The sequence below is a fragment of the Phenylobacterium sp. genome (assembly GCF_046290725.1).
Taxonomy (GTDB): domain Bacteria; phylum Pseudomonadota; class Alphaproteobacteria; order Caulobacterales; family Caulobacteraceae; genus Phenylobacterium.
The window spans coordinates 543,874-569,898 of record NZ_JBKBUH010000002.1 but is presented as its reverse complement, the minus strand read 5'-3'; the positions used below and the strand labels follow the sequence as shown (position 1 = coordinate 569,898).

Here is a 26,025-nt window from a genome sequence, read left to right as displayed (position 1 = left end):
TCCTTAGCCGTTCACTTGCGAGAAATCCGCCACCTGAGCCATCAGGTCGCGAACCTGCACCAAAAGCCGCAGCCGGTTCTCGCGTTCCGCATCGTTTTCAGAGTTGACCAACACCGCCTCGAAGAAGGCGTCCACCGGCGCGCGCAGGGCCGCCAGGGCCAGCATGGCGCCGGCGAAATCCTCGGCCGCCAAGGCCTTTTCGACCTGCGGGGCGGCGGCGGCGAGGGCTGCGATCAGCGCCCCCTCCTCCGCCGGCGCGCCGGCCATGGCCGTCGCCGGACCTTCGGGCAGCGGCCCCTTCTTCTCTTCGGCCTTCAGGATGTTGCCGGCCCGCTTGTAGCCGGCCAGCAGGTTCCTGCCGTCTTCGGTGGCGAGGAAGGAATCCAGCGCCTCGACCCTCGCGACGATCCGCACCAGGTCGTCGTCGCCGAGCGCGAAGACCGCATCCACGAGGTCGTGGCGCTTGCCTTGGTCGCGCAAGGACACCTTCAGCCGGTCGGCGAAGAAGTCGAGGAGGTCGGCGCCTTCCAACCCGCTAGCGGCGATCCGGCGGCCGTGGCCGGCGAAAACCGACCTCAGCGGCAGGCGCAGCTTACCTTCCAGCACGATCCGGATCACCCCGAGCGCCGCACGACGCAGGGCGAAGGGGTCGCGCGAGCCGGTCGGCTTCTCGCCGATGGCGAAGAAGCCCACCAGGGTGTCCAGCTTCTCGGCCAGAGCCACGGCCGCCGAGGCGGGCGCGGTCGGAACCTCGTCGCTCGGCCCCTGGGGCTTGTAGTGATCGCGGATGGCGTCGGCCACCTCGCCAGGCAACCCCTGCTCGCGGGCATAGTAGCCGCCCATCAGCCCCTGAAGTTCGGGGAACTCGCCCACCATGCCGGTGACGAGATCGGCCTTGGCGAGCCGCGCGGCTTCGGCCGCGGTTTCCGGCTCCGCCCCCACCGTTAGGGCCAGGTCGGCGGCGAGCGCCTCGATCCGCTCGACCCGCTCATGGAGCGTGCCGAGCTTGGCGTGGAAGGTGACGCCCTTCAGCTTTTCCAGCCGGTCCTCGAGCTGGACCTTGCGGTCCTCGTCCCAGAAGAAGCGGGCGTCGTTCAGGCGGGCCGAGAGCACCCTGGCGTTGCCGGCGGCGATGGCCCTGCCGCCGTCCGCGGCTTCGATATTGGCGACGGTGACGAAGTGCGGGGCGAGCTTGCCCGTGGCCGCGTCGCGGACGGCGAAATACTTCTGGTGAGTGCGCATGGAGGTGCGGATCACCTCCGGCGGCAGGTCCAGGAACGCCGGGTCCATCTCGCCAAGGATCGGGGTGGGCCACTCGGCCAGGCCCGCGACCTCGTCCAGGAGGCCCGCGTCCTCCACCAGCTCCAGATTGCGCGCGAAGCACAGGGTGCGCGCCGCATCCATGATCTTGGCCTTCCGCTCCTCCGCATCGAGGATCACGAAGTGCTTGGCGAGCCCGTCCCGATAGCTGTCGAAATCCTTCACGCGGAAGGGCTGGGCGTCGCCCATGAACCGGTGGCCTTCGGTGACGTCGCCGCTCTCGGTCTCGTCGACGAAGAACGGGACCACCTCCCCGTCGAACAGGCAGACGATCCGGCGCAGCGGCCGCACCCAGCGCAGGGTCCCCCGCCCCCAGGTCATCGACTTGGGCCACGGGAAGCTCTTCACGATGTCCGGGACCATCTCGGCGACGATCTCCGCCGTCGGCCGGCCGGCGCGGTGGATGTGGGCGAAATAGACCCCGTCCTTCTCCACCAGCTGGTCGCGCGTCAGGCCGGTGGAGCGCAGGAAGCCCTCGACCGCCGCGTCGGGCGCGCCGACGCGGGGGCCCTTCCGCTCCTCGTGGCGGTCGCCCTGGGCCGCCGGCAGGCCCTCGGCAACCAGGGTCAGGCGGCGGGGGCCTGCGAAGGTGGTCAGACCCTCGGGCAGCAGGCCCTGGGCCGCCAGGCGCTCGCGCGCCATGCGCTCGAAATCGCGCGCGGCCTGGGCCTGCATTCGCGCGGGGATCTCTTCGGAGAACAGTTCGACGAGAAGCTGGGGCATGGACTAGGCCTTCACCGGGGCGTTCCCGCCCTCGTTCGCCACCCAGGCCTCGGCGCACATCTTGGTCAGGTCGCGGATCCGGCCGATATAGCTCTGGCGCTCGGCCACGGCGATCGCGCCGCGGGCGTCCATCAGGTTGAACAGGTGGCTGGCCTTCAGCACGTGGTCGTAGGCCGGCAGCACCGTCCGCTGGCCCTGCGGCCCGCGGCCTTCCAGCAGGCGCGGCACCTGCCGCTCCATGTCCTCGAACTGACGCTTCAGGGTGTCCACGTCATAGAGGTGGAAGTTGGCTTCGGACTGCTGGCGCTCGTTCTCCAGGAAGACCTCGCCATAGGTCATCGGCTCCGGCCCGTCCGGATCGTTGAAGGCGAGTTCGGTGAAGTGGTCGACGCCCTGGATGTACATGGCCAGGCGCTCCAGGCCGTAGGTCAATTCGCCGGCCACCGGCCAGACGTCCAGCCCCCCCACCTGCTGGAAGTAGGTGTACTGGGTCACCTCCATGCCGTCGCACCAGACCTCCCAGCCCAGGCCCCAGGCGCCGACGGTGGGGTTCTCCCAGTCGTCCTCGACGAAGCGGATGTCGTGCAGGCGAGTGTCGAGCCCGATGGCTTCCAGGCTGCCCAGATAGAGCTCCTGCAGGTTCTCGGGGTTAGGCTTCAGGATCACCTGGTACTGGTAGTAGTGCTGCAGGCGGTTGGGGTTCTCGCCATAGCGCCCGTCGGCGGGCCGCCGCGAGGGCTGCACATAGGCCGCCCGCCACGGCTTGGGGCCGAGCGCGCGCAGGACGGTGGCCGGGTGCAGGGTGCCGGCCCCCACCTCGACGTCGTGAGGCTGCAGAATCACGCAGCCCTGGCGGCTCCAATAGTCGTGAAGCTTCAGGATAAGACCCTGAAACGAAAGCGGCTTTTCGGCGGACATGAAGGGGCGGTTTCGCAGGCGCAAAAAAAGTCGGCGGACCATAGGGCCCGCCGACCTTCGCTTCAAGGCTCAAGGCCTTGGTTCAGTTGCCCGCAGGCTCTGTCATCCGCCCGGCGCGAGACATGGGCTGGCCATAGCGGGCGCGGTTCTCCGCCGTGTCGGGAATCGGCCCGTTGGTGATCAGGCGGGTGGTCGTCACGGCCGAGGCGTCGGCCCCGACGCTCGTCGCGTCGGCCGCACCGGCATAGACCGAGGGCGGGCTCGCCGCGGCGCGGTTGTCCAGCGACATGTCGTCGGTCATGGCGGTGGAGGGAGCCGACGACGTCGTCGCGGGCGGCGTCGCAGCCGTCTGGTCCTTGTGCTTCTTGGCGCCTTCGCCGGCATGGGCGGCGCCGGCCGCCAGCGCCAGGGCGGCGGAGGCGGCGATCAGGGTGGGGATGCGCATGTTGCTTGCTCCTGTCGTGCTTGCGCCCACAGGCGCCCCCACCCTGCGGGCCGTTCGGGGTTTCTAGTTGCCGCGCGCGGCGGTGGCCCGGCCGGCGGCCGACAGCGGCCGGTACTTGGACCGGTTCTCGGCGGTGTCCGGCACCGGTTCGTTGGCGACCACGTTCGTGCTCAGGGTCGCCGAGGTGTCGGCGGCCGCGCCTGTAGCGGCGCCCGAGGTGGCGGCGGTGTCGCCGGCGGTCCCGGTCCGCGCGCTTGCATCGGCCTCGGTCCCCGACGGCGAAGCCATATGCCCCGCATGGGCGTCGGCCGACGCGTCGGCGCCCGTGGCGGTCGCGCTGGTCGCCGCGCCGCCGCTCACCTGGCCGTCGGGCAGGGTCGTGCGGCCCGCATCGGCGCCGGTCGGCCGCGTGGAGTCGACCGAGGGCACGCCGGTCTGGGCCTCCTTCGGGTCGGCGGGGCTCGCCTGGTTGGAGGTCATGTCCTCGCTCGGCAAGGGCGCAGCGGTGCCGAGCTGGGCGTGGGCCGCGCCGGCCGCCAAGGCTGCGGCGGCGGTCGCGGAAAGAAGGATCTTGAGGTTCATGGTCTTCGCTCCTGGTCGTCTTCCGGTCGTTCCTGGATGAAGCCCGTCGCCCCCGCCCGGGCCTGAAATCAGTTCGGCGGCTCCCGCGCCGGCTGGGTGTCGGAGGCCGTCGCCGCGGCGGCAGGCGCCGAGGCCGCCCCCTCCGGCCGCAGCACCTTGTCGATCACGTGGATGACGCCGTTGGAGGCGGCGACATCAGCCTGGACGATGGTCGCATTGTTGACCTTGGGCGGCTCGCCGCCTTCCAGCTCCACCGACGGGCCGGCCACTGTGGCCGCCGAGCGCTTCACGCCCTCGAAGTCGGTGCTGCGCACCGGAGCGTTGACCAGGTGGTAGACCAGAAGGCGCTGAAGCTCGGCGCGGTTCTCCGGCAGCATCAGCTTGTCCAGCTCGCCTGGCGGCAGGGCCGCGAAGGCCGCATCGGTGGGGGCGAACACGGTGATGTTCGGCTGGGTCTTGAGCAGACCGGTCAGATTGGTCGCCTCCGCCGCCTTCAGGAAGGTGTCGAACTGGCCCGAGGCCTTGGCGGTCTCGACGATGTCGCCGGCCGACGCGGCCTCGGCGGCGGGCGCCGGGACGGCGGGCGCCTGGGCCGGCGCGGGCGACGCCGGCGGCGTTTGCGCAGCGGCGGCCCCGGCCGTGAGCGCCGTCGCGGCCGTCGCGGCGAGCAGGAGTTTGAGTCTCATAAGGCCCTCTTCGGACTGTCCCGTCTCCGCGCCGGTCGCAGGCCGTCGCGGTTGCGCTTTCTACGCGTGGCGAAGCTCGCAGTTTCGTGCGCTCACGGCTTCGTGACCTCGACGCGGCGGCCGCCCGAATTCCGCCCCCGATCCGCCGCCTGGGCGCCGGTTTCGCTCAAATTACAGGCAGATGCCTCGCCTTACGCTCACGCTTTGGGCGCCGCGCGCCTTTTCCTTGATCGAAGGTTACCTGCCGCCCTCTCGCCGGGCCCCGATGGCTAGCGTCGCCAGACCGTCGGAGGGGGGCGCAAAGCCGCGTCGCCGCCGGTTGCGGGAAAACTTCTTTGGGGGCGCGGCCAGGCTTTGGGACCGCGCGGGAGCGAGCGGATGAAACTGATCATGGCGGTCGTCAAACCCTTCAAGCTGGACGACGTGCGCGAAGCGCTCGTGGCCGCCGGCGTCGAGGGGCTGACGGTCTCGGAAGTCAAGGGCTACGGCCGGCAGAAGGGCCAGACGGAAATCTACCGCGGCGCCGAGTACCAGGTGAACTTCGTGCCCAAGGTGAAGCTGGAATGCGTCGTCGACGACGCCGCGGCCGCCAAGGCCGTCGAGGCCATCAAGGGCGCGGCCGCCACCGGCAAGATCGGGGACGGCAAGATCTTCGTCCTCAATGTCGAGGAAGCTCTGCGCATTCGGACCGGCGAGTCCGGCCCGGCGGCCCTGTGACGGGCGGCCGAACTCATCGGGACAAGGGGACAAACGAAATGAAGCTCTTCGGATTGAACAGTGTGGCGGGCCTCCTGCTCGCCGCCGCCATCGCAGGCGCGCCGCTGGCCGCGCCCGCCCTCGCCCAGGAGGCGCCGCCCGCCGAGGCCGCCTCCCCCGTCGCCGAGGCCGCCCCGGCCGAAGCCCCGCCCGAGGCGCCGGCTCCGGAAGCCGCCGCCGAGGAGGAGGAGGCGACGCTCGACACCGGCGACACCGCCTGGATGCTCACCTCCACGGCGCTGGTGCTGATGATGACCATTCCGGGCCTGGCGCTGTTCTACGGCGGCATGGTGCGCAGCAAGAACGTGATCTCGGTGGTCGCCCAGTGCTTCGCCATCACCGCGGTCATGACCATCGTGTGGATGGTGGCGGGCTACTCCCTGGCCTTTTCGGAGAACCCCAGCGGCGGCCTGCAGCCTTATGTCGGCGGGCTTGGCGCGGCCATGCTGAACGGGATCTCGATGGAGGGGCTGTCGGGGACCATCCCCGAGTACCTCTTCGTGATCTTCCAGATGACCTTCGCCATCATCACCCCGGCCCTGATCGTCGGCGCCTTCGCGGAACGCATGAAGTTCTCGGCCATCCTGCTCTTCATGATCGCCTGGTCGCTCATCGTCTATGCGCCGGTCTGCCACTGGGTCTGGGGCGGCGGTTTCCTCTCGGAGGCGGGCGTGCTCGACTTCGCGGGCGGCACCGTGGTTCACATCAACGCCGGCATCGCCGGCCTGGTCTGCGCGATCGTGCTCGGCAAGCGCAAGGGCTACGGCTCCGACAACATGGCGCCGCATAACCTGGTGCTGACCATGATCGGCGCCAGCCTGCTGTGGGTGGGCTGGTTCGGCTTCAACGCCGGCTCGGCCGTGGCCGCCAACGGCCTGGCCGCCGTCGCCATGCTGAACACCCAGGTCGCCACGGCCGCCGCGGCCGTCACCTGGATGGTCATCGAATGGGTCGAACGCAAGAAGCCTGGCATGCTGGGCCTGGCCTCGGGCGCGGTGGCGGGCCTCGTCGCCATCACCCCGGCGGCTGGCTTCGTCACCCCGCAGGGCGCGCTGATCATCGGCCTGGTGGGCGGCGCGGTGGCCTACTTCGGCGCGGTCTGGCTGAAGAAGCTGCTGAAGTACGACGACAGCCTCGACGTCTTCGGCGTGCACGGCCTGGCGGGCATCGCCGGCGCCCTGCTCACCGGCGTCCTGGCCGACGCTGCGGTGGCGGGCGATGCGGCGGAAGGCGCCAGCCTCGGCAGCCAGTTCTTCGGCATCATCGGCACCATCGTCTGGTGTGCGGTCGCCACCTTCGCGATCCTGATGGTCCTGAAGTTCACCATCGGCCTGCGGGTGTCGGACGAGGCCGAGGTCGAAGGCCTCGACACCTCGACCCATGGAGAGGCGCTGCACCCTTGAGCGCGTGACCGCAGGGGTTGGGAACGGGGGTCCTTCGGGGCCCCCGTTTTCGTTTCAGGTCCAGGGACCGCCCAGGCGGCAGCGCCGGACCCACCAGCCGGGGCGAAGCGCCTCGATCCGCTCGGCGAGCGTTTCCGCCTCGAAGTCGCCGGCGCACAGCGCAAAGCAGGTGGCGCCGGAGCCGGACATCCGCGCCAGCAGCGCCTCGGGTTCCCCGGCGAGCAGATCCAGCACGTCGCCGATCTCGGGAGCCAGGCCGATCGCCGGCGCCTCCAGGTCGTTGCGCATCGTTCCGGCCCAGGCGGCGACCTCCTCGACGCTTTCGAACGCCTCCGGCAGGGGCGGAGGTTCAATCTCGCCGAACCGTCCTGCGGCGTCGAAGGCGCGGTAGACGGCCGGCGTCGACACAGCGACCCGCGGATTGACCAGCACCGCATCCATCGGGGGCATGGCGGGCGCGGGCGACAGCTTCTCCCCCCGCCCCTGCGCCACCACCGGCGCGCCCCATAGGCAGGCCGCGCCGTCGGCGCCCAGCCCGCCCGCGATCGCCCCCAGCTCGGCGTCGCTCACCGGCAGCTCCAGGGCCTGACGCAGCAGGCGCAGGGCCGCGCCGGCGTCGGCCGAACCGCCGCCCAGCCCCGCGGCCACCGGCAGCAGCTTCTCCAGCGACAGGGCCAGGGGCGGCTGCGGGCCCTTCACCTGGGCGAACAGGGCGCGGGCGGCGCGGACGACGAGGTTGTCACCCTCCCCCGCCAGCTCGCGCGCGAACGGCCCGTGGACCTGGAAGGTCGGTGCGTCGGCCGCCTGCAGCCGCACCCTGTCGCCGGCGTCGGCGAAGACCATCAGGCTGCACAGCGGGTGATAGCCGTCCTCCGCCGGCGGCCCGACGTGGAGGAACAGGTTGATCTTGGCCGGCGCGAAGGCCTCCAGGGCCACGGCGCGCCTCAGTGCTCGGCGACGCGCGGCGCCTTGGCCGGGCCATCGGGGCCCAGCCCGCCGGCGAGCCGGGCCTCCACCTCCTGGCGGATCTTCTCCGGCGGATCGAGGGTCAGGACCCGGCGCCACTGGAACTCGGCCTCGATGCGGCGGCCGACCTTCCAATAGGCGTCGCCCAGATGGCTGTTGATCTCCGGATCACCAGCCTCGAGCTCCACGGCCTGCTCCAGCCGCTCCACGGCCTTCTCGTACTCGCCCAGCCGGTAGTGCGCCCAGCCGAGAGAATCGATCATCGCCCCGGACTGCGGATTGGCCGCCACCGCCTTCTGGACCATCTCCAGCGCCTCCTGCAGGCGCTCGCCGCGGTCGATCCAGGAATAGCCCAGATAGTTCAGCAGTTCGGCGTCATCGGGCTTCTGCTCCAGGGCCGCCGTCAGGTCACGCTCGGCGTCCGGCCAGCGGCCGGAACGCTCGTAGGCGACGCCGCGCGCATAGAGCAGACGCCAGTCCGGCTGGTCCGACCGGGCGATGATCGCCGAAAGCACCTCGGCCGATTCGGCGTAGCGCTCGTTGACGCGCAGCAGGTCGGCATAGGTCACCTGCGCCTCCAGGTCGCCGGCTGCTGCGGCGTCGGCCGCCAGCTTCAGCGCCAGCTCCGGCTGGTCGGCCTTCTGGTGGCTCCAGGCGAGCTTGGCCAGCGCCATGTTGTATTCCGGCGCCCCGGGCTTGGGTTTGGAATAGGCCTGCCGCGCGGCCTCGAGATCGCCCGCGCCTTCCATCAGGTCGCCCACCATCAGCCAGGCGTCGTTGCGGCCGGGATCGAGCCGCAGGGCCAGCCGCAGATAGGCCAGGCCCAGCTGGTCCTGCTTGGCCGCCAGCAGCCCTGCGGCCGGGGCGACCATCGCCTGGGCGGCGCCGGCCTTCAGGCTCGGCAGGGGCGGCGGCGCCTTGCCGGCGGCCGCACGCTCCCGCGCCGCCCGGACCGAGCCGGAGCCTGGGGCGTTCGCGAGCGCCTTGTCATAAAGCTCGACGGCCTCGGCCCGCCGCCCACGGCGTTCCAGGAAGGCGCCGTAGGCCAGCGTCACCATGTCGAGTGACACGTCTCCGGCCGTGAGGCCCTTGTAGTTCGTCTCCGCCTCGTCGTAGCGGCGAGCGCGCTCGAAGAGCTGCGCCTGCCCGAGCTGGCCGAAATAGTCCACGGCCCGGTCGCCGCGCACCAGCGGGCGCACGATGGAGCCCTCCGCGTCGCCCGCCATGGCCGCGGCCCAGGGGGCCAGCAGGGCCGCGGCGCTGCGATGGGGAAAGCCGATGCCGTCGCCGGCGAGGATGGCGTGGGCGCGCTTGCCGTCGCCCTGGGCCATCATCTCCACGGCCTTGACCAGCCGTCCCAGGCGCTTGGCGGCTTCGGAGGCCTCCTCCGACTCGGGGGCGAGCGAAGCGGCCTTGGCGATGTCGCCGGCCAGGACCGCGGCGGTGAACGCCCGGTCCTGGATCATCGCCTCGGCCCCGCCCTGCGCCTCGGCGCGCTGGAAGTAGGCGGCGGCCTCGGCCCCCTGGCCGTTGTTCAGCGCTCCCTGGCCCGCCAGGAAGGCGCCATAGGCCGAGCCCCCCATGCCGGGCGGAAGCGTGACGCGGGACGCGCTCCCCCCATCGGTGGTCGCGCAGGCGGCGAGAAGGGCGAGCGGGGCGACCGCGGCGAACAGGAAACGCATGGCGGCAGAATCCCCGCTTTTGCGGCCAAGGGCAAGGCGCGACGGCGATCGGCCGCAGCGCCTCGCCATAGGCGTCACATATTGGGGTAGTTCGGCCCGTCGCCGCCCTGGGGCGTCGTCCAATTGATGTTCTGCGACGGGTCCTTGATGTCGCAGGTCTTGCAGTGGACGCAGTTCTGGAAGTTGATCTGGAACTTCGGGTTCTGCCCCTGCTCGTCGTAGAGCACCTCGTACACCCCGGCCGGGCAATAGAGCCGCGCCGGCTCGCCGAACCTGGGCAGGTTCACCTCGATCGGGATGCTGGCGTCCTTCAGCTTCAGGTGCGCCGGCTGGTTCTCGTCGTGGTTGGTCGACGACAGGAACACCGAGGACAGCTTATCGAAGCTGTAGACCCCGTCGGGCTTGGGATAGACGATGGGCTTGAAGTCCTTGGCGAGGCCCGTGGACTCCGCATCGCTCTTGCCATGCTTCAGCGTGCCCCAGGGCGACCAGCCGCCCATCATGTTGGCGATGGTGGCGTCGATGCCGCCCAGGACCAGGCCGGGCACGGTGCCGAACTTCGACCACAGCGGCTTGAAGTTGCGCACCGTGCGGAGCTCCTTGGCCACCCACGAGGCGCGGAACGTCTCCTCATAGGCGGTGAGTTCGTCGCCGGCCCGCCCGGACTGGATCGCCGCAAAGGCCGCCTCGGCGGCCAGCATGCCGGACTTGATGGCGTTGTGGCTGCCCTTGATGCGCGGCACGTTCACCATCCCGGCCGAGCACCCCAGCAGCACGCCGCCAGGGAAATAGAGCTGGGGCAGCGACTGGATCCCGCCCTCGGTGATGCCCCGCGCGCCATAGGCGATGCGCTTGCCACCCTCCAGATAGCAGCTGATCGAGGGATGGGTCTTGAAGCGCTGGAACTCGTCGAAGGGCGAAATCCAAGGATTCTTGTAGTTCAGGTGCACCACGAAGCCGATGGCCACGTAGTTGTCGCCGAAGTGGTACATGAAGCTTCCGCCGCCGGTGGCGTTGTCCAGCGGCCAGCCGAAGGTGTGCTGGGTCAGGCCGGGCTCGAACACCTCGTCGGGAACCTGCCACAGCTCCTTGATGCCGATGCCGAACTTCTGGGGGTCACGGCCGGCGCAGAGGCCGTACTTGGCCTGGATCTGCTTGGCGAGCGAGCCGCGCACGCCCTCGCCGATGAAGGTGTACTTGGCGTGCAGCTCGACGCCGGGCTGGAAGTCCGGGCCGGGCTGGCCGTCCTTGCCGATCCCGAACACGCCGGCGACCACGCCCTTCACCGAGCCGTCCTCGTTGTAGAGGACTTCCGAGGCCGCCATGCCGGGATAGATCTCGACGCCCAGGCCCTCGGCCTGCTCGGCCAACCAGCGGCACACATTGCCCAGCGAGGCGATGTAGTTGCCGTGGTTCAGCATCCACTTCGGGAACGGCAGGAAGCTGATGTCCAGGTCGCCCTGCGGCCCCAGCATCACGAACTTGTCGCGCGTGACCTTGGTCTCGAGCGGCGCGCCCAGCTCCTGCCAGTTGGGGAACAGCTCGTTCATGCCGATCGGGTCGATCACCGCCCCCGACAGGATGTGGGCGCCGACTTCCGAGCCCTTCTCAAGCACCGCCACCGAGACTTCCGCCCCGGCCTCGGCCGCCAGCTGCTTCAGCCGTATGGCCGCCGAAAGCCCGGAGGGGCCAGCCCCCACGATGACGACGTCGTACTCCATCGCATCCCGTTCGATGGCTTCGGTCATCGGCCCACTCCTTTTTTCCCTGCACACGCGCGGGGCATCCCCTATCCCCTTATTGTCGCGCGGCGTTGATCCGACGGGCGACTTATCCGAAGCTTGCCCGAGCGCGGTCAAGCGCGTTCTCCGCAAACGACGGGATTTCCAGGGATTCGATGAGCCCAGCCGCCGCCGACAGAGCCGCCGAGAGCCTGCTCGCCTTCTGGGCCGAGGCGGGGGTCGACGCCATGCTGCTGGACGAGCCCGTCGACCGCATCGAGGCGGGCAAGTTCGTCGCCCCCCGGCCGCCGGAGCGGAAGGCCGCCACGAATCCCGCGGCGGCGCGGGCCGCAGCGCCTTCGCCCGACATCGCCGCGGCGGTCGCCGAGGCGCGGGAGCTGGCCGCTCAGGCCCAGGACCTCGACGCCCTGAAGGCCGCCATCGCGGCCTTCGACGGCTGTCCGCTGAAATTCGCCGGGGCGCGCCAGGCGGTGTTCGCTCGAGGCGCCCCAGACGCGCCCCTGATGATCGTGGGCGAAGGCCCCGGCGGCGAGGAGGACGCCCGCGGCGAACCGTTCGTAGGCCGGGCGGGCCAGCTCCTGGACCGGATGTTGGCGGCCGCAGGCCTGACCGACCGGGTCTTCATCACCAACACCGTCTTCTGGCGGCCGCCCGGAAACCGCACGCCGGCTCCGAGCGAACAGCTGGTCTGCGCCCCCTTCGTCGAGCGGGCCATCGAGCTGGTGGCGCCCAAGATGCTGCTCTTGGCCGGCGGGGCGGCCGCCAAGTCGATGCTGAAGCGCGAGGAAGGCATTCTCTCCCTGCGCGGACGCTGGTTCGAATGGCGCTCGTCCGACGGGCGGCTCGAACTGCCGGCCATGCCGACCCTGCATCCGGCCTTCCTGCTCCGCCAGCCCGGCGCCAAGAAGAAAGCCTGGAGCGACCTTCTGACCCTGATGGAGCGGCTTGATCGCCCCGAACGCGGCGCCTAAGACTACCCCCGGTCGAGACAAGGGCCGCGGCCAGATCGCCCGCAAGAGGCGGCCGCTGCGGAGATGGCATGCCGCGCAAAACGAGTCTGCGGACCGCACTTCTTGGCGTCCTCTGCGCGCTCGTCGCCGGGACCGCGGCCGCCGCCCCGCAACCGCTGAACCCCACGGACGCCCAGCGCTATGCGCTCGCCTTCGACGCCGCCGAGCGTGGAGATTTCATCGAGGCCGAACTGAAGGCCGCCGAGGTCCAGGACAAGGCCCTGGCCGGCCACGTGGCGCTGCGCCGGCTGCTGCACGCGGCTTACAAGGCCACCTTCGAGGACTTGGCCGGCTGGCTCGACCGCTATGCCGACCTGCCCGGCGCCGACCGCGTCCACGCCCTGGCCGAGAGCCGCCGCCCCGTGGGCGCCCCGGCCCCGCGCGCGCCGCTGCTCGCCGGCCTCGACTGGCGGAAGGTCGAGAACGCCGCCAAGGGCGTGGTCCCCAAGGCCTCGGCCGACAAGGGACGCGCCGCCCGCGAGGCCTATTATTCGGGCGACGTCGCCCGCGCCCTGCCCTTGGCGCAGGCTTCCGGCGAGCGCTGGATCGCGGGCCTCGCCGCCTACCGCCTGAAGAACTACGCCCTGGCCGAAGCCTTCTTCGATCAGGTCGCCCGCGACGAGGGCGAAGACGCATGGCTGCGCGCCGGCGCCGCCTTCTGGGCCGCCCGCGCCGCCGACCAGATCGGCGATCCGGCCCGCAGCCGGCACTTCCTGGTGCTGGCGGCCCGGCACCCGGACACCTTCTACGGCATGATCGCCGGCCGCCGGGTGGAGCTGCAGGCCCGCGCCACGGCCCAGGGCGCACCGACGGGCGATATCGTCCCGGCTTCCTTCGCGATCCCGTCGACCGACCTCCTCCGATTCGTCCGCGAGGAACCGCGTGCTCACCGCGCCGCGGCGCTCGCCCAGATCGGCCGCGTCACCGAGGCGGGCCTCGAACTGCGGGCCGGCCTGACGCTCGCCCGCACGCCCGTCGAACGCGACCGCTGGATGGAGCTGGTGGCGACCTTGAACGGCCCGCTGACCACCGGCGCCGAGCTGGTCCGCACGGCGACCCGCCTGACCCCGAACTTCGCCGACTTCCCGACTCCGGACCTGGAACCGAAGTGGGGCTTCACGGTCGACAAGGCCCTGGTCTACGCCATCGTCCGGCAGGAAAGCCGTTTCAACCCGCTCGCCGTGTCCCCCGCAGGGGCGGTCGGCCTGATGCAGCTGATGCCAGAGGCCGCGGCCCGCGCCGCCGGCGACGACAAGCTGAAGGCTGACATGACCCCGCTGTTCGACCCCGCCTTCAACCTGCGGGTCGGTCAGGACTACTTCGCCTGGCTGATGGAGCGCGGCGTCGGCTACGACCTTCTCAAGGCGGTGGCGGCCTATAATGGCGGCCCCTCCACCCTGGCGAAGACCGCCGAGCGCGTGGGCGAGGACGACAGCCTGCTGATCATCGAAAGCCTGCCAAGCCTCGAGACCCGCGCCTATGTGGAAAAGGTGATGGCCGGCTACTGGACCTATCGGAAGATGTTCGGCCAGGAGACCCCGACCCTCGACGCGCTCGCCCTGGGCGCAGCCTCCGCCGACGCCCGGCTGGACTTCGCGCCGGCGGGTTAGATCCGCGGCAGGCCGGCGCGACGCCGCAGTTGCGCAAGACCGGCTCCGGCCGCATCCCGCTTCACCAGCACGCCATCCGGACCACGCCGCAACCAGCCCTGGCGGGGGCCCTTGAGCCGCCCCGCCCGACCGCCCCCGCTCAGGTGGGCTGCAAGGCGCTCGCTCCAGTCCGGCGGCAGACGCATGTCCTCGGCCAGCACCAGCAGCACCTCGCTTCGGGCCATCTCGACCGCCTGCGTATAGCTTTCCGCCAGGTCTGCGCCGGCGTCATCGCATATCTCGAGGGTTGCGGGTGAAGGCTCGGCCGCGACCACCACCACCTGCCGCACGATCCCGTCCAAGGCCGCCGGCACAAGCCCCGCCAACAGCGCCGGAAGCACCCGACTCTTTCCCGTTTCCACGATGACCGTGACCATGGGCTCACCCACCCTTCCCGACGCGCCGCGTCAAGACAGTTCTTGTTTTGTTCTATACCGACGCTAGGATGGCGGCGTGACGACCTTCACCCAGCAGATCGGCGCCCGCGGCCGCGGGGCCCGCTCCAACGCCACCGGACGTTACGAGTCCCAAGTGCGCGAGGCTTTCGACGACGGCTGGACGGCCGAGGACCCTGAGCCCGCCCAGCTGAAGACCGAGCTCATGACAGAGCGGGCCAAGACCATCATCGCCCGGAACGACAGCCCCGACATAGGCTTCTCCCAGTCGATCAACCCCTATCGCGGCTGCGAGCACGGCTGCATCTACTGCTACGCCCGGCCCGCTCACGCCTATATGGGCCTGTCCCCGGGGCTCGACTTCGAGAGCAAGATCTTCTTCAAGCCCGAAGCTGCGCGCCTGCTGGAACGCGAGCTTTCGGCCCCCCGCTACCGGCCGGCCATGATCCATGTGGGCGGCAACACCGACCCCTACCAGCCCCAGGAACGCAGCGCCCGCCTGACGCGCCAGGTGCTGGAGGTGCTGGCGCGTTTTCGGCACCCCTTCTCGATCATCACCAAGTCAGCCCTGATCCTGCGGGATCTCGACATCCTGTCGGAGATGGGCGCGGCGAACCTCTGCCGGGTGGCGATCTCGGTGACCACGCTGGACCGCAGGCTCGCCCGAAGCATGGAGCCGCGCGCCGCCACGCCTGAGCGCCGGATCGCCGCCATCGAGGCGCTCTCGGCGGCGGGCGTGCCGGTGATCGTGATGTTCGCTCCTGTCGTTCCCGGCCTGAACGATCATGAGATGGAGGCGGTGCTGGAGCGCGCCGCACAGGCCGGGGCCCAGGGGGCGGGCTATGTCGCCCTGCGCCTGCCGCTGGAGATCAAGGACCTGTTTCGGGAATGGCTGGCGAGCGATCATCCCGATCGGGCCGCACGCGTCATGTCGCTGGTGCGCCAGATGCGCGGCGGCAAGGACTACGACACCGAATGGGGCAAGCGGATGCGCGGCGACGGCCCGCTAGCCGAGCTGATGAGCCGTAGGTTCGCGGCCGCCAAGAAGCGCTACGGCCTGGAACGCCGGTTCGACGACATGGACCTCAGCCAGTTCCGCGTCCCGCCCAAGTCCGGCGACCAGATGGATCTGTTCGTCGGCTGAGGGCTCAGCGCGTGAACACCGCCGCCAGCTCGATGTGCGGCGACCAGAGGAACTGGTCCACCGGCAGCAGGCGCTCCAGCCGGAATCCGGCGTCGATCAGGAGCCGCGCGTCGCGCACGAAGGTGGCCGGATTGCAGGAGACGCCGATCGCCCGCGACACCTGCGAGCGGGCGATTTCCGCCGCCTGCTCGGCGGCTCCGGCCCGAGGCGGATCGAACACCGCCACGTCGATCTTCTTCAACTCCTCGGCCAGCACCGGGCGGCGGACCAGGTCGCGCGCTTCGGCGGCGACGCCCTTCAGCCCCGGGGCGCCGGCCAGCGCCGCCGTCAGCGCCCGGATCGCCGGCGCAGCGCCGTCCGCCGCATGGACCGGCGCAATCTGCGCCAGGCGGAAGGTGAAGGTGCCGACGCCGCAGAAGAGGTCGGCGATGCGGCTCGCCCCCGCCGCGGCGTCCACCGCGAAGTCGGCCAGGGCCTGCTCAGCCTGGGGCGTGGCCTGCAGAAAGGCGCCGGGCGGCAAGGCCACGGTGGCGGGGCCAAGGCGCACCGTAGGCTGACGGGCCAGATAGGCCATCTCGCCATCGAGGGTGACACGGGCGAGATCGGCCTCCGCCGCCCGTTCCGCCACCTGCATCCGGGCGTCGCCCGAAAGCCCCCCGCTCTTGCGCTCCACCCCGGTGATCTCGACGTCCAGCCCGGTGTCGGTGACGGTGACGTGCTGGGTCGGCGCGGACTTCGGATGCTCGAACAGCGGCGCGGCCAGGCGGCGCAGGGCCGGCAGGGCCGCGACGATCCGCGGATCGGAGATCGGACAGACCTCGATCTCCACCACGTTCCAGGATTTGCGCTCCTTAAAGCCGAGGCGTGCGACGTCCCTGCGGCCTTGCCGGGCGTGCAGGGCCACCCGTCGCCGGGTCTCCGGCGCGGCGGCGAAGGCGGGCAGGAACTCGGTCTCGATCCGCTCGCGGGCGAGCGTCGCGCGCAGGCGCTCCACCTTCCAGGCGAGATAGGCCGAGTGCTCCCAGTGCTGCAGGGCGCACCCCCCGCAGGCGAAGAAGTGCGGACAGGGCGGCGTCACCCGCTCCGGGCTCGCCTCCAGCACGGCCTCCAGTTCGCGCCGGTCGCCGCCGGGGGCCAGACGCACCCGTTCGCCGGGCAGGGTGAAGGGCGCATAGAGCGGGCCCGGCGCCACGCCGTCGCCCTCCCCGCCCATGGCATGGATGGTCGTCTCCACCGCAGGACCGGCCGGGCGCTCGCTCGGGCGACCCCGCTGCGGCCGTCTGGAACCTCGCATAATCCTCGCCCGTTCTCGCCGCTCTGCCGCCACAAACCGAAGCCAGCCTTGGGTTCCTGGCAGATGAACGAAGATGAACGGAGCGCTCAAGCCTCGTTCAGGTTCGTTCAGCCAAGGTCGCATCCTAAGGCGGGCGTCTGCGCGCCTTAGCAGACGAAAGGAGAAGGCCCCATGCAAAAGGCTCTCACCATCGCCGCAGCCGCCGCCGTCGCCGGATCGCTGCTGGCCGTCCCGAGCTACGCCGCGGCCCAATCCCGCTATGCCGATTCCTGCCACGAGCAGCAGCGCCGCCAGGCCACCACCGGCACCATCGTCGGCGGCGTGGCCGGCGCGCTTCTGGGCTCGGGCGTCGCCGCTCGGGGCGTGAAGACCGAGGGCGCGGTGCTCGGCGGCGCCGTCGGCGCGGTCGCCGGCCACCAGATCGCCAAGAACAACACCAAGTGCGCCCCGCCGCCCCCGCGTCGCGTCGCCACGCAGGGCGCCGCCGTTCAGCGCAGCAGCCAGCAGCGGAACGTCTACGCCCAGCCCTCCAACTGCCGCTGGGTGCAGGATCAGTACGGCGGCCGCACCCACAGTTTCGAAGTCTGCCGCAGCCCCGACGGGGTCTGGCGGCCCAGCGGCCGCTCCTAAGGGCGGCCGATAAACCAAGCATCATCAGCCCCAGGGGATAGACCGATGACCTTCCGCTCCACCTTCGCCAAGACCACGGCGGCCGGGATCGCCGGCGTGATGGCCCTGACCGCAGCCGCCAGCATCCCGAGCTTCGCCGCCGCGCAGTCGGCCGGCTATTACGGCGGCGACGCCTATTACGATCCCTGCCGCCGCGACTCGACCAATCGCGGCACGGTCGGCGCCCTGGTGGGCGGCGCGCTGGGGGCGGCGATCGGCTCCAACGCCGCGGCGAGAAACGCCCGGACGGAAGGCGCCCTGCTCGGCGGCGCCCTGGGCGCTCTCGGCGGCGCTGCGGTCGGCAAGAACTCTGCGGCCTGCGCCCCGAGCCACCGGACGCAGAATTCCTACTATGGCGACCGCTACTACGGCGGCTCCTACGACAACGGCTATTACGCCGGCGGCTATCGCGACGAATACGCCTACGACCACCGCGCCCCGCGCTATCCGGTAGCCGAGCGCCCGTCGGCCGACAGCTGCACCCTGGCCGAAAGCCCGATCTACCTGCCCGACGGTCGGGTCCAGAAGCGCTTCGTCCGCGTCTGCCGCGACTCCGCCGGGAACTTCCAGGTCGTCGACTAAGGCCTGAAGTCGGACATCACCATGAAGCCGCCGGACCCGCTCCGGCGGCTTTTCATCAGGCCTTCCGCGCCCAAAGCAGGAACTCGCGGTTTCCGTCGCCGCCGGCGATCGGGCTCTCCGCCGTCGCCTGCACAGGCCAGCCGCTAGCCTCCAAGAAAGCCCTAACGCCGGCCAGCGCCTCGAGCCGGGCCGCCTCGTCCTTCACCAGCCCGCCCTTCCCCACGCGCTCAGGCCCCACCTCGAACTGCGGTTTGACGAGCGCGATCAGGTCCGCCCCGGGCGCGGCGAGCGCCAGGGCCGCAGGCAAGGCCTTGGCCAAGCCGATGAAGCTGACGTCGGTCACGATCAGGCCCGGCGGCTCGGGTACGAGCGCCGGCGAGAGATCGCGCGCGTCGACGCCTTCCAGAGAAACCACCCGCGGATCGCCGGCGAGTTTCGGATGTAGTTGCCCGCGCCCAACATCGACGGCGTAGACCCACTCCGCGCCGTCGGCCAGGCAGACCTCGGTGAAGCCGCCGGTGGACGCGCCCACGTCCAGCACGACTCGCCCCTCGACGGCCACGGGCCAGAGATCCAGCGCCGCGACAAGCTTCAGGGCGCCGCGGCCCACCCACGGATGGGCGGGCGCGGCCGAGATCGCCGCGCCCTCATCCACCAGCTCCGAGGCCTTGGCGAGCGGCCGGCCGTCTGCGGCGACGCCGCCGGCCTCTATCGCCGCGCGGGCCTTGGCGCGGCTTTCGAACAGGCCGCGCTCGACCAGCAGGACGTCGGCGCGCTTGCGGGTCAGGCCGCCTCCTCTTCGAACAGCTTCTTCAGCTCGTTCTTCAGGATCTTGCCGTTGGGGTTGCGCGGCAGGGTCTCGTTCCAGAACCGCACCTTCACCGGCACCTTGAAGGCCGCCAGGCGCTCGGCGACATGGGCGCGCAGCTCGTCCTCGGTGGCCTCGGCGCCCGGCTTGAGCGTCACCACGGCGGCCGGCTCCTCGCCCAGGGTCCGGTGCGGCACGCCGACGATGGCGGCGTCCATCACCGCCGGATGGTCGTAGAGAACGTTCTCGACCTCGACGCAGTAGATGTTCTCGCCGCCGCGGATCAGCATGTCCTTGGCCCGGTCGATAATGAAGCAGAAGCCTTCCTCGTCCATGCGGGCGAGATCGCCAGTCCGCACCCAGCCGTCGACGAAGGTCTGGGCGGTGGCCTCGGGCTTGTTCCAATAGAGCTTGCAGTTCATCGGCCCGAACGACCACAGCTCGCCCACCTGGCCGGCGGGAAGGACCGTCCTGCCGTCCGCCGCATCGCGGATCTGGATCTCAGCCACGGCTGCGGCCGGACCGCAGCTGTCGGGGCGATTGATATAGTCTTCCGCGCCGTTCGAGGTGACCGTGGCGCAGGTCTCGGTCATGCCCCAACCCTGGCCGGGCTGCGACTTCGGAAAGGTCTCGCGGATGCGGCGCACCAGCTCCGGCGCCGAAGGCGCGCCGCCATAGGCCACGCTCTCCAGCGAGGAGAGGTCGTAGTTCTTGCGCAGCGGATGCTCGATCAGCTGCCAGGCGATGGTGGGCACGCCGCCGGCCGACTGGATCTTCTCGCGCTCGATCAGCTCGAAGGCGCGGATCACGTCCCACTTGTGCATCATCACCAGCTTGGCGCCGCCGAACAGGCTGGGGTTCAGCACCGCGAAGCAGCCGGTGACGTGGAAGAACGGCACCGAGATCAGCGACGACCGTTGGGGCGCGTTGGGGTCCGGCGCGGGCGGCATCTCGCCCTTGCGCAGGAAGTTGCGGGCGCCGGCCGCGCCGGCCGTCAGGATGTTGCAGTTCACGGCCCGCTGGGTGGCGAGCGCCCCCTTCGGCTTGCCCGTGGTGCCGGAGGTGTAGAAGATGGTGGCGTCGTCCTCGGGGTCGATCTCGACCTCCGGCAGCGGCTGGTCGGGCAGCTTGGCCCAGTCGTTGGCGCCGCCCAGCACGTCCTCCAGCTTGGTCACCCACGGGTGGGCGATCTCATCGACCTCGCGGCTGACATAGACCCGCACCAGGTCCGGGCAGTTGGCGAAGTGCTCGCTGAGCCGCTGGTAGCGCTCGGCGTCCATGATCGCGACCTTGGTCCCGGAGTCGGTCAGGCCGTATTCCAGCTCCGGCCCGGTCCACCAGGCGTTCAGCGGCGTCACGATCGCGCCCAGGCTGGCGGCCGCATAGAAGGTCGCCACCCATTCGGGCAGGTTGCGCATGATGACGGCGACGCGATCGCCCTTGCCCACCCCTTGCGCCTGCAGTTCCCGGGCGAAGGTCGAGACGGCGCGATAGAAGGCCTCGAAGCTGACCCGCTCGTCCTCATAGACCAGGAAGATCTTCTCGCCGTGGGCCCGGCCGGCCTCGACGACGGCGCGCAGGGAGGGCGGCGCGTGCTTCCAGACCTTCATCTTGACGCCGCGGATGACCTTTTCCTCGATCTCCAGCGGCGTTCCCGGCTGGGTCATCAGGGCGTGGGCCTGCTGGATGGTCATGGCGGGCCAACCGGGCGGCAGCTCAGCCTCGGTCATGGGCGTTCCTCCTAAGCTTCGCGCGGCGTTACAGGCGTCCGCGTCGTCCTAGGTGAACAAGCATAACCTGGCGGCAGGCGCAAACGGCTGTTCGAGCCCACACGCCGATTTCAACGGGATATCAGGCCACCGCCTCCAGCCGCGCCAGCGCGCCCTCCAGCTTGGCCTTCGCCGTCTCGGCTTCCGCCAGCCGTTCGCGGTTCTCCTCCACCACCTCTTCAGGCGCGCGCGCGACGAAATCGGCGTTGGCGAGCTTCTTGGCCGTGCGGTCGATGTCGGAGCTCAGCGCACCGATCTCCTTGGCCAGGCGCGCGCGCTCGGCGGCTAGGTCGATGAACTCCGCCACCGGCAGGGCCAGCGTCGCGCCTTCGACCACATAGGGGATCGCGCCCTCCGGCGCCTGGGCCTCGAAGCGGACCTCCGAGACCCGCAGGGTCTGGGCGATGACCGCCGCGTTCGTCTCCAGAACCCGCTGCTGCGCGTCCGAAGCCTCGATCACCAGCAGGGCCGGCTTGGCCGAGGGCGGCACGTTCAGCTCCGCCCGCACCGAGCGCCCCTCGCTGACGGCGGCGACGATCAGTCCGATCTCGGCCTCGGCGGCGCGGTCGACCAGGCCCTCCGCCAGGTCCGGCCAGCGGGCGGAGATCAGGAGCCCCTCGCCCCGCGCGGCGCCCAGCTCGGCGGTCTTGTCCCACAGCTCCTCGGTCAGGAACGGCATGACCGGGTGCAGCAGCTTGAAGATCACGTCCAGCGCCCAGGCGGCGGTGGCCTGGGTCTCGACCTTGGCGGCCGCATCCGCGCCGTTCAGGATCGGCTTGGCGAGCTCCACATACCAGTCGCAGAAGGTGTTCCAGACGAACCGATAGAGGCCGCTAGCCGCATCGTCGAAGGCGCAGGCTTCCAGCGCGGCGGTGACCGCCCGAGCGGTCTTCGCCGTCTCGCCGACGATCCAGCGGTTCAGCACGCCCTTGACCGCCGCAGGGTCGAAGCCCTCGGCCCGGGCGCAGCCGTTCATCTGGGCGAAGCGGGTGGCGTTCCACAGCTTGGTGCCGAAGTTGCGGTAGCCCTCGATCCGCTGGCGCGACAGCTTGATATCCCGCGCCTGCCCCGACATCGCCGTCAGGGTGAAGCGCAGGGCGTCGGCGCCGTAGTCGTCCACCAGCTCCAGGGGGTCCATGACGTTCCCCTTGGACTTCGACATCTTCTTGCCCTCGGCGTCGCGGACCAGGGCGTTGATGAAGACCCGCTCGAAGGGAACGTCGTCCATGAAATGCAGGCCCAGCATCATCATCCGGGCGACCCAGAAGAAGATGATGTCGAAGCCGGTCACCAGCACGTTGGTGGGATAGAAGCGCTGCAGGTCCTGCGTCTTCTCCGGCCAGCCGAGGGTGGAGAAGGGCCAGAGGCCCGAGGAGAACCAGGTGTCGAGGACGTCGTCGTCCTGGCGCAGCGGCTCCTCGTGGCCGTAGTGCTCCAGGGCGGCGGCCTTGGCCTTCTCCTCGGTCTCCTCGACGAAGATCTTGCCGTCCGGGCCGTACCAGGCCGGGATGCGGTGCCCCCACCAGAGCTGGCGCGAGATGCACCAGGGCTCGATGTTCCGCATCCACTCGAAATAGGTCTTCTCCCAATGGCGGGGTTCGAAGACCGTGCGCCCCTCCTCCACGGCCTTGATGGCCGGCTGGGCCAGGACCTTGGCGTCCACGTACCACTGGTCCGTCAGATAGGGCTCGACCACCACGCCGGAACGGTCGCCGTGCGGGACCATGTGGCGGGTCTTCTCGATCCCGCGCAGCAGGCCCAGCGCCTCGAACGCTTCGACCACCTTCTTGCGCGCGGCGAACCGGTCCAGGCCCTGGTACTCGCGCGGGGCGGCGGCGTTGATCTTCGCATCCTCGGTGAAGATGTTGATCAGCGGCAGGTTGTGGCGCTTGCCGACCTGATGGTCGTTGAAGTCGTGGGCCGGGGTGATCTTCACCGCGCCGGAACCCTTCTCCGGGTCGGCGTAGTCGTCGGCGATGATCGGCACGGGCCGGTTCACGATCGGCAGGCGCACGGCCTTGCCGATCAGATGCTTGTAGCGCTCGTCGTCGGGATGCACGGCCACGGCCGTATCGCCCAGCATGGTCTCCGGGCGGGTGGTGGCCACGACGATCTCGCCCGAGCCGTCCTCCAGCGGATAGGCGAAATGCCAGTAGTGGCCGTCGACCTCGCGCTGCTCGACCTCGATGTCGGAAATCGCCGTCTGGAAATGGGGATCCCAATTCACCAGCCGCTTGTCGCGGTAGATCAGCCCCTGCTTGTGGAGGGCCACGAACACCTTGCGGACGGCGGCCGACAGCCCCTCGTCCAGGGTGAAGCGCTCGCGGCTCCAGTCGCAGGAGGCGCCCAGGCGCCGCAGCTGGTTGATGATCGTCCCGCCGCTCTGCGCCTTCCACTCCCAGACCTTGGCGACGAACTCCTCACGGCCCATGTCGCGGCGGCTGCGGTTGCCGGCGGCGGCGAGCTGGCGCTCCACCACCATTTGGGTGGCGATGCCGGCGTGGTCGGTGCCCGGCAGCCAGAGCGCCGCCTTGCCTCGCATCCGCTCGAAGCGGGTCAGCACGTCCTGCAGGGTGTTGTTCAGCGCATGGCCGATGTGCAGGGAGCCGGTGACGTTCGGCGGCGGGATGACGATGGAGAACGGCTCGGCGGCCGGGTCGTCGGTCGGGGCGAACGCGCCGGCGGCCTCCCACTGGGCGTAGAGGCGCGGCTCGGCGGTCTTGGGATCGAAGGTCTTTTCAAGCATGGCGATGTGGGCGGTCATTACATGCCTGCTCATTCTCGCGAAAGCGGGCAGCGGGAATTTCCGGGTTTGGGGGGCGATCAAGCCAAGATGCTCCCCCTCTGGGGGAGCTGGCGCGAAGCGCCTGAGGGGGACTTTGACTCAGCTGAACCCTCTCCGTCTCGGCGCTGACGCGCCGATCCACCTCCCCCGAAGGGGAGGATCTGGAGGATGCGGGAGCTTCGCCCCCTCAGCGTACCCGGCTGCGGGCGATGCGCTCGACCTCGGCCTGGACCGCGGTCTCGACGATGGCCGGCAAGTTGTCGTCCAGCCACTGCTTGAGCAGCGGGCGGAGCAGTTCGCGCACCACGTCCTCCAGGGTGCGTCCCTCGGCCGGCATCAGGATGCTGGAGGAGAGCTTGCCGAAGGCGGCGGCGGCCGCGGCGGCGGCGGGATCGCCCACCAGCCCCTCGCCGACGGGCGCCGGCGGCGGCTCGGGCGCCTCAAAGGCGGCCGCCGGTTCAGGTTCCGGCTCGAGTTCCGGCGCCGGCGTATAGACGTCGAGGTCTCCGACCGTCTCGACGCGCTCGGTCAGTTCCAGAACGCCGTCATCCTCCGGTTCCGGCTCGGGCTCGGGAATCGGGATATCCGCCGCGGCTTCGGCGGACGCTTCCTCCTCGGCCTCGGCCGCAGGCGCGCCCTCCCCGCCGGGCTCATCCTCGGAGATGATGCGCCGGATGGAGGCCAGGATCTCCTCCATCGTCGGTTCTTGCGAGGTCTGATCGGACATGGGCGGGGCCGTCGCTGGAGGCTTAAGAGAATCTTACGCGCCACGGTAGGCGCGACGGGCCGATGGTGCAATTTCCACCAAGCTTCGCAAGAGATGAATTCGCCTCACAGGCGAAGCTCGCACACCTCGGAGCCGGAAAATCCCGTGAAGCGGCAAACAGATAGCGCAGCTCTTCGCAATCCCTCGCCGCTGGCGCGCACCGGCGGCGCGAATCGAGGCGATTCCGAGGCCGAAGGGCTCGGCGGCGATTCGGTTGCGGCTCAGTTCGAGCCCGGCGGCGGGGTTTCCAGCGGCAGTTGCTTCGTCCGGGGCGTGGCGACGCCGTCGACGATGGCGATCGGCTCCTCCCAGGGCACCCAGCCCCAGGTCATCCGCAGGCCGTCGGCGTTGGCCTTGGGATCGTAGCGATCGACGCTGGAAACTAGGAACGGCGCTTCCAGCCGGCCCATATTGGCGAGCACCGAGGCCGCGGCGACGTACTCGTCGCGCCGGGCGGTGATCTGGGAGAGCTCGGCGGCGCGCAGCTCCTGCTCGGCGTTCAGCACGTCGAGCGTGGTGCGCAGGCCGACCTGCTGCTCCTGACGGGTGCCTTCGGCGGCGATGCGGGCGGCGCGAACCTGGGTCTCGGTGGAAACGATGTTGGCGCGGGCGGCGGTGAGCTGGTTCCAGGACTGGGTCAGGGCCTGCAGCACCGAGCGGCGCGCCGTCTCCACGCTGATCCGGTCGGCGTTGTTGCGCTCGATCGCCTGCCGGACCCGCGAATTGGTGAGGCCGCCGGTGAACAGCGGCACGCTGACCGTCGCCTGGCCGACGACTTCGCGCGCATAGCGGTCGGTGTCGAGCGGATCGAGCTCGCCGGAAAAGCCCACCGTCCCGCGCAGGTCCAGGCGCGGCATCCGCTCGGCCCGGGCGCCGGCGACCCGGGCGCGGCTGGCCTGCTGGGCGTATTCCGCGGCGCGGATCTGCGGGTTGTCGGTGTCGGCGGCGTCGAAGGCCTGGGTCACGTCGGCCGGCAACAGGGGGGCGAGCGACGGCTCGGGCTCCAGGTCGCCGGGGTTCTGCCCCACCACCTGGGCGTAGTTGGCGCGGCTGATCGCTAGCTGCGCCTGGGCCTGGGAAAGCTGGGCCTGCGCGGCGGCGAGCCGCGCCTCGGACTGGGCGACGTCGGTGCGGGTGATCTCGCCCACGTCGAAGCGGGCCTGGGATTCCTCGAGCTGGCGCTGCAGGACCCGGACATTCTCCTCGCGGATGCGCAGGGCCTCCTGGTCGCGGCGCACATCCACATAGGCCGTGATGACCAGCGCCAGCACCTGGGTTTCGATGCGCCGCAGGTTTTCGCGGCCGTTCAGGATGTCGGCCTCGGCCGCCGACAGGGCCGCGGCGACGCGCCCGCCGGTGTAGAGCGGCTGGGTCAGGGTCAAGCCCGCGCTGCCGGCGTCGGTTTCCTGCGGGCCGTAGAGCGTCGTGCCGTTGGCCTGAGGGACGCCGCCGGGAACCCGGGTCTCGCGCCACTGGGCCGTCGCCGAGGCGTTCAGCGTCGGGCGGTAGCCGGTGCGCGCCTGCACCCAGGTCTCGTCCAGCGCTCGCTGGGTGGCGCGCTGGGCCTGCAGGGTGGGGTTGGTTTCGTAGGCGAGCGCGATGGCGTCGGCCAGGGTTTCGGCGGAGGCGGGCGCTGCGGCCAGGCTGCAAACGATCCCGATGCTGCAAACGCCGGCCAGCAGACCTCCGCGAAGGCTATCGAACATGCTTATCCCCAAGCCACGACATAAATCGACCGCGCCCTATATGACCGGCGAAACGGATCGAGACCAGGGGGCGTCACCTTAAGCTTTTTTCACCCGCCGGTTTCGAGCGTGTTTCACCACGGCCGTGCGCAGCCGAGCTATGGCGAACAAATCCTTAAGATTGAGCATATGCCGCAAGGGGCAAGGCGTCGCCCCCTCTTCGCTCCCTCAGCGGAGGCGAGTCGG

The 26,025-nt window shown here is 70.4% G+C and carries 22 protein-coding genes; 7 read left to right on the top strand and 15 right to left on the bottom strand.

The genetic code is table 11. The features are described from left to right. Positions 1–3: 3 nt before the first annotated feature. The 5 genes from glyS to ACK41C_RS14030 form a co-directional block, all read right to left on the bottom strand. Complete coding sequence (glyS, locus tag ACK41C_RS14050; RefSeq protein WP_409655483.1) at positions 4–2,043, bottom strand: glycine--tRNA ligase subunit beta; 2,040 nt, start codon at positions 2,041–2,043, stop codon at positions 4–6. 3 nt (positions 2,044–2,046) lie between these two features. Then, the gene (locus ACK41C_RS14045; RefSeq protein WP_409655480.1) at positions 2,047–2,961 is read right to left on the bottom strand and encodes a glycine--tRNA ligase subunit alpha; all 915 of its coding nucleotides are present in this window, start codon (positions 2,959–2,961) and stop codon (positions 2,047–2,049) included. Between the two features lie 82 nt (positions 2,962–3,043). Next, positions 3,044–3,406, bottom strand: a complete 363-nt coding sequence (locus ACK41C_RS14040) for a hypothetical protein (RefSeq protein ID WP_409655477.1) — start codon at positions 3,404–3,406, stop codon at positions 3,044–3,046. A gap of 63 nt (positions 3,407–3,469) precedes the next feature. Continuing rightward, positions 3,470–3,988 (bottom strand): hypothetical protein, encoded by a 519-nt coding sequence (locus tag ACK41C_RS14035; protein ID WP_409655475.1) that lies wholly within the window; start codon positions 3,986–3,988, stop codon positions 3,470–3,472. Between the two features lie 68 nt (positions 3,989–4,056). Continuing rightward, positions 4,057–4,674 carry a fasciclin domain-containing protein gene (locus ACK41C_RS14030; RefSeq protein ID WP_409655472.1) on the bottom strand — a complete coding sequence of 206 codons (618 nt, stop codon included), beginning with the start codon at positions 4,672–4,674 and terminating at the stop codon, positions 4,057–4,059. Between the two features lie 378 nt (positions 4,675–5,052). Between ACK41C_RS14030 and ACK41C_RS14025 the strand changes: the two genes are divergently transcribed. Next, complete coding sequence (locus tag ACK41C_RS14025; protein WP_409655469.1) at positions 5,053–5,391, top strand: P-II family nitrogen regulator; 339 nt, start codon at positions 5,053–5,055, stop codon at positions 5,389–5,391. Positions 5,392–5,429: 38 nt separating this feature from the next. Further along, positions 5,430–6,833: an ammonium transporter gene (locus ACK41C_RS14020; RefSeq protein ID WP_409655466.1), complete on the top strand. Its 1,404-nt coding sequence runs from the start codon at positions 5,430–5,432 to the stop codon at positions 6,831–6,833. 54 nt (positions 6,834–6,887) lie between these two features. On the opposite strand, the gene ACK41C_RS14015 is transcribed toward ACK41C_RS14020, so the two are convergent. The 3 genes from ACK41C_RS14015 to ACK41C_RS14005 form a co-directional block, all read right to left on the bottom strand. Beyond that, entirely contained in the window at positions 6,888–7,769 is an 882-nt protein-coding gene (locus ACK41C_RS14015) for a 4-(cytidine 5'-diphospho)-2-C-methyl-D-erythritol kinase (RefSeq protein ID WP_409655463.1), read from the bottom strand. Positions 7,770–7,777: 8 nt separating this feature from the next. After that, positions 7,778–9,481, bottom strand: a complete 1,704-nt coding sequence (locus ACK41C_RS14010) for a tetratricopeptide repeat protein (protein ID WP_409655461.1) — start codon at positions 9,479–9,481, stop codon at positions 7,778–7,780. Positions 9,482–9,555: 74 nt separating this feature from the next. Then, on the bottom strand, positions 9,556–11,229 hold the full coding sequence (locus ACK41C_RS14005) for an electron transfer flavoprotein-ubiquinone oxidoreductase (protein ID WP_409655459.1): 1,674 nt from the start codon (positions 11,227–11,229) through the stop codon (positions 9,556–9,558). A gap of 149 nt (positions 11,230–11,378) precedes the next feature. Here ACK41C_RS14005 and ACK41C_RS14000 point away from each other — a divergent pair, with 149 nt between their 5' ends. Both ACK41C_RS14000 and ACK41C_RS13995 read left to right on the top strand, forming a co-directional pair. Then, positions 11,379–12,194, top strand: a complete 816-nt coding sequence (locus tag ACK41C_RS14000; RefSeq protein ID WP_409655456.1) for a uracil-DNA glycosylase family protein — start codon at positions 11,379–11,381, stop codon at positions 12,192–12,194. Between the two features lie 68 nt (positions 12,195–12,262). Further along, complete coding sequence (locus ACK41C_RS13995) at positions 12,263–13,843, top strand: transglycosylase SLT domain-containing protein (RefSeq protein WP_409655454.1); 1,581 nt, start codon at positions 12,263–12,265, stop codon at positions 13,841–13,843. Here ACK41C_RS13995 and ACK41C_RS13990 read toward each other — a convergent pair. Then, positions 13,840–14,259 carry a hypothetical protein gene (locus ACK41C_RS13990; protein ID WP_409655451.1) on the bottom strand — a complete coding sequence of 140 codons (420 nt, stop codon included), beginning with the start codon at positions 14,257–14,259 and terminating at the stop codon, positions 13,840–13,842. The genes ACK41C_RS13995 and ACK41C_RS13990 overlap by 4 nt on opposite strands. Positions 14,260–14,335: 76 nt before the next feature. Between ACK41C_RS13990 and ACK41C_RS13985 the strand changes: the two genes are divergently transcribed. Continuing rightward, positions 14,336–15,421, top strand: a complete 1,086-nt coding sequence (locus tag ACK41C_RS13985; RefSeq protein ID WP_409655449.1) for a PA0069 family radical SAM protein — start codon at positions 14,336–14,338, stop codon at positions 15,419–15,421. Between the two features lie 4 nt (positions 15,422–15,425). Here the strand turns inward: ACK41C_RS13985 and ACK41C_RS13980 are convergent, their stop codons facing one another. Further along, entirely contained in the window at positions 15,426–16,634 is a 1,209-nt protein-coding gene (locus tag ACK41C_RS13980) for a class I SAM-dependent RNA methyltransferase (RefSeq protein ID WP_409656678.1), read from the bottom strand. Between the two features lie 252 nt (positions 16,635–16,886). Here ACK41C_RS13980 and ACK41C_RS13975 point away from each other — a divergent pair, with 252 nt between their 5' ends. Both ACK41C_RS13975 and ACK41C_RS13970 read left to right on the top strand, forming a co-directional pair. Next, a complete protein-coding gene (locus ACK41C_RS13975; RefSeq protein ID WP_409655446.1) occupies positions 16,887–17,345 on the top strand; it encodes a glycine zipper 2TM domain-containing protein in 459 nt (152 codons plus the stop codon). Positions 17,346–17,390: 45 nt separating this feature from the next. Further along, on the top strand, positions 17,391–17,966 hold the full coding sequence (locus ACK41C_RS13970; RefSeq protein WP_409655443.1) for a hypothetical protein: 576 nt from the start codon (positions 17,391–17,393) through the stop codon (positions 17,964–17,966). A 55-nt stretch (positions 17,967–18,021) separates the two neighbouring features. Here ACK41C_RS13970 and ACK41C_RS13965 read toward each other — a convergent pair whose 3' ends face one another. From ACK41C_RS13965 to ACK41C_RS13945, 5 genes are all read right to left on the bottom strand, one after another. Beyond that, positions 18,022–18,753, bottom strand: coding sequence for a TlyA family RNA methyltransferase (locus ACK41C_RS13965; RefSeq protein ID WP_409656676.1), 732 nt, complete (start codon positions 18,751–18,753; stop codon positions 18,022–18,024). After that, complete coding sequence (locus tag ACK41C_RS13960) at positions 18,750–20,504, bottom strand: class I adenylate-forming enzyme family protein (RefSeq protein ID WP_409655440.1); 1,755 nt, start codon at positions 20,502–20,504, stop codon at positions 18,750–18,752. Before ACK41C_RS13960 ends, ACK41C_RS13965 begins: the two co-directional genes overlap by 4 nt. A gap of 121 nt (positions 20,505–20,625) precedes the next feature. After that, positions 20,626–23,289, bottom strand: a complete 2,664-nt coding sequence (locus tag ACK41C_RS13955; RefSeq protein WP_409656674.1) for a valine--tRNA ligase — start codon at positions 23,287–23,289, stop codon at positions 20,626–20,628. Positions 23,290–23,515: 226 nt separating this feature from the next. Next, positions 23,516–24,055 carry a DUF2497 domain-containing protein gene (locus ACK41C_RS13950; protein ID WP_409655438.1) on the bottom strand — a complete coding sequence of 180 codons (540 nt, stop codon included), beginning with the start codon at positions 24,053–24,055 and terminating at the stop codon, positions 23,516–23,518. 260 nt (positions 24,056–24,315) lie between these two features. Beyond that, a complete protein-coding gene (locus ACK41C_RS13945) occupies positions 24,316–25,800 on the bottom strand; it encodes a TolC family outer membrane protein (protein WP_409655435.1) in 1,485 nt (494 codons plus the stop codon). Between the last annotated feature and the right edge of the window lie 225 nt (positions 25,801–26,025).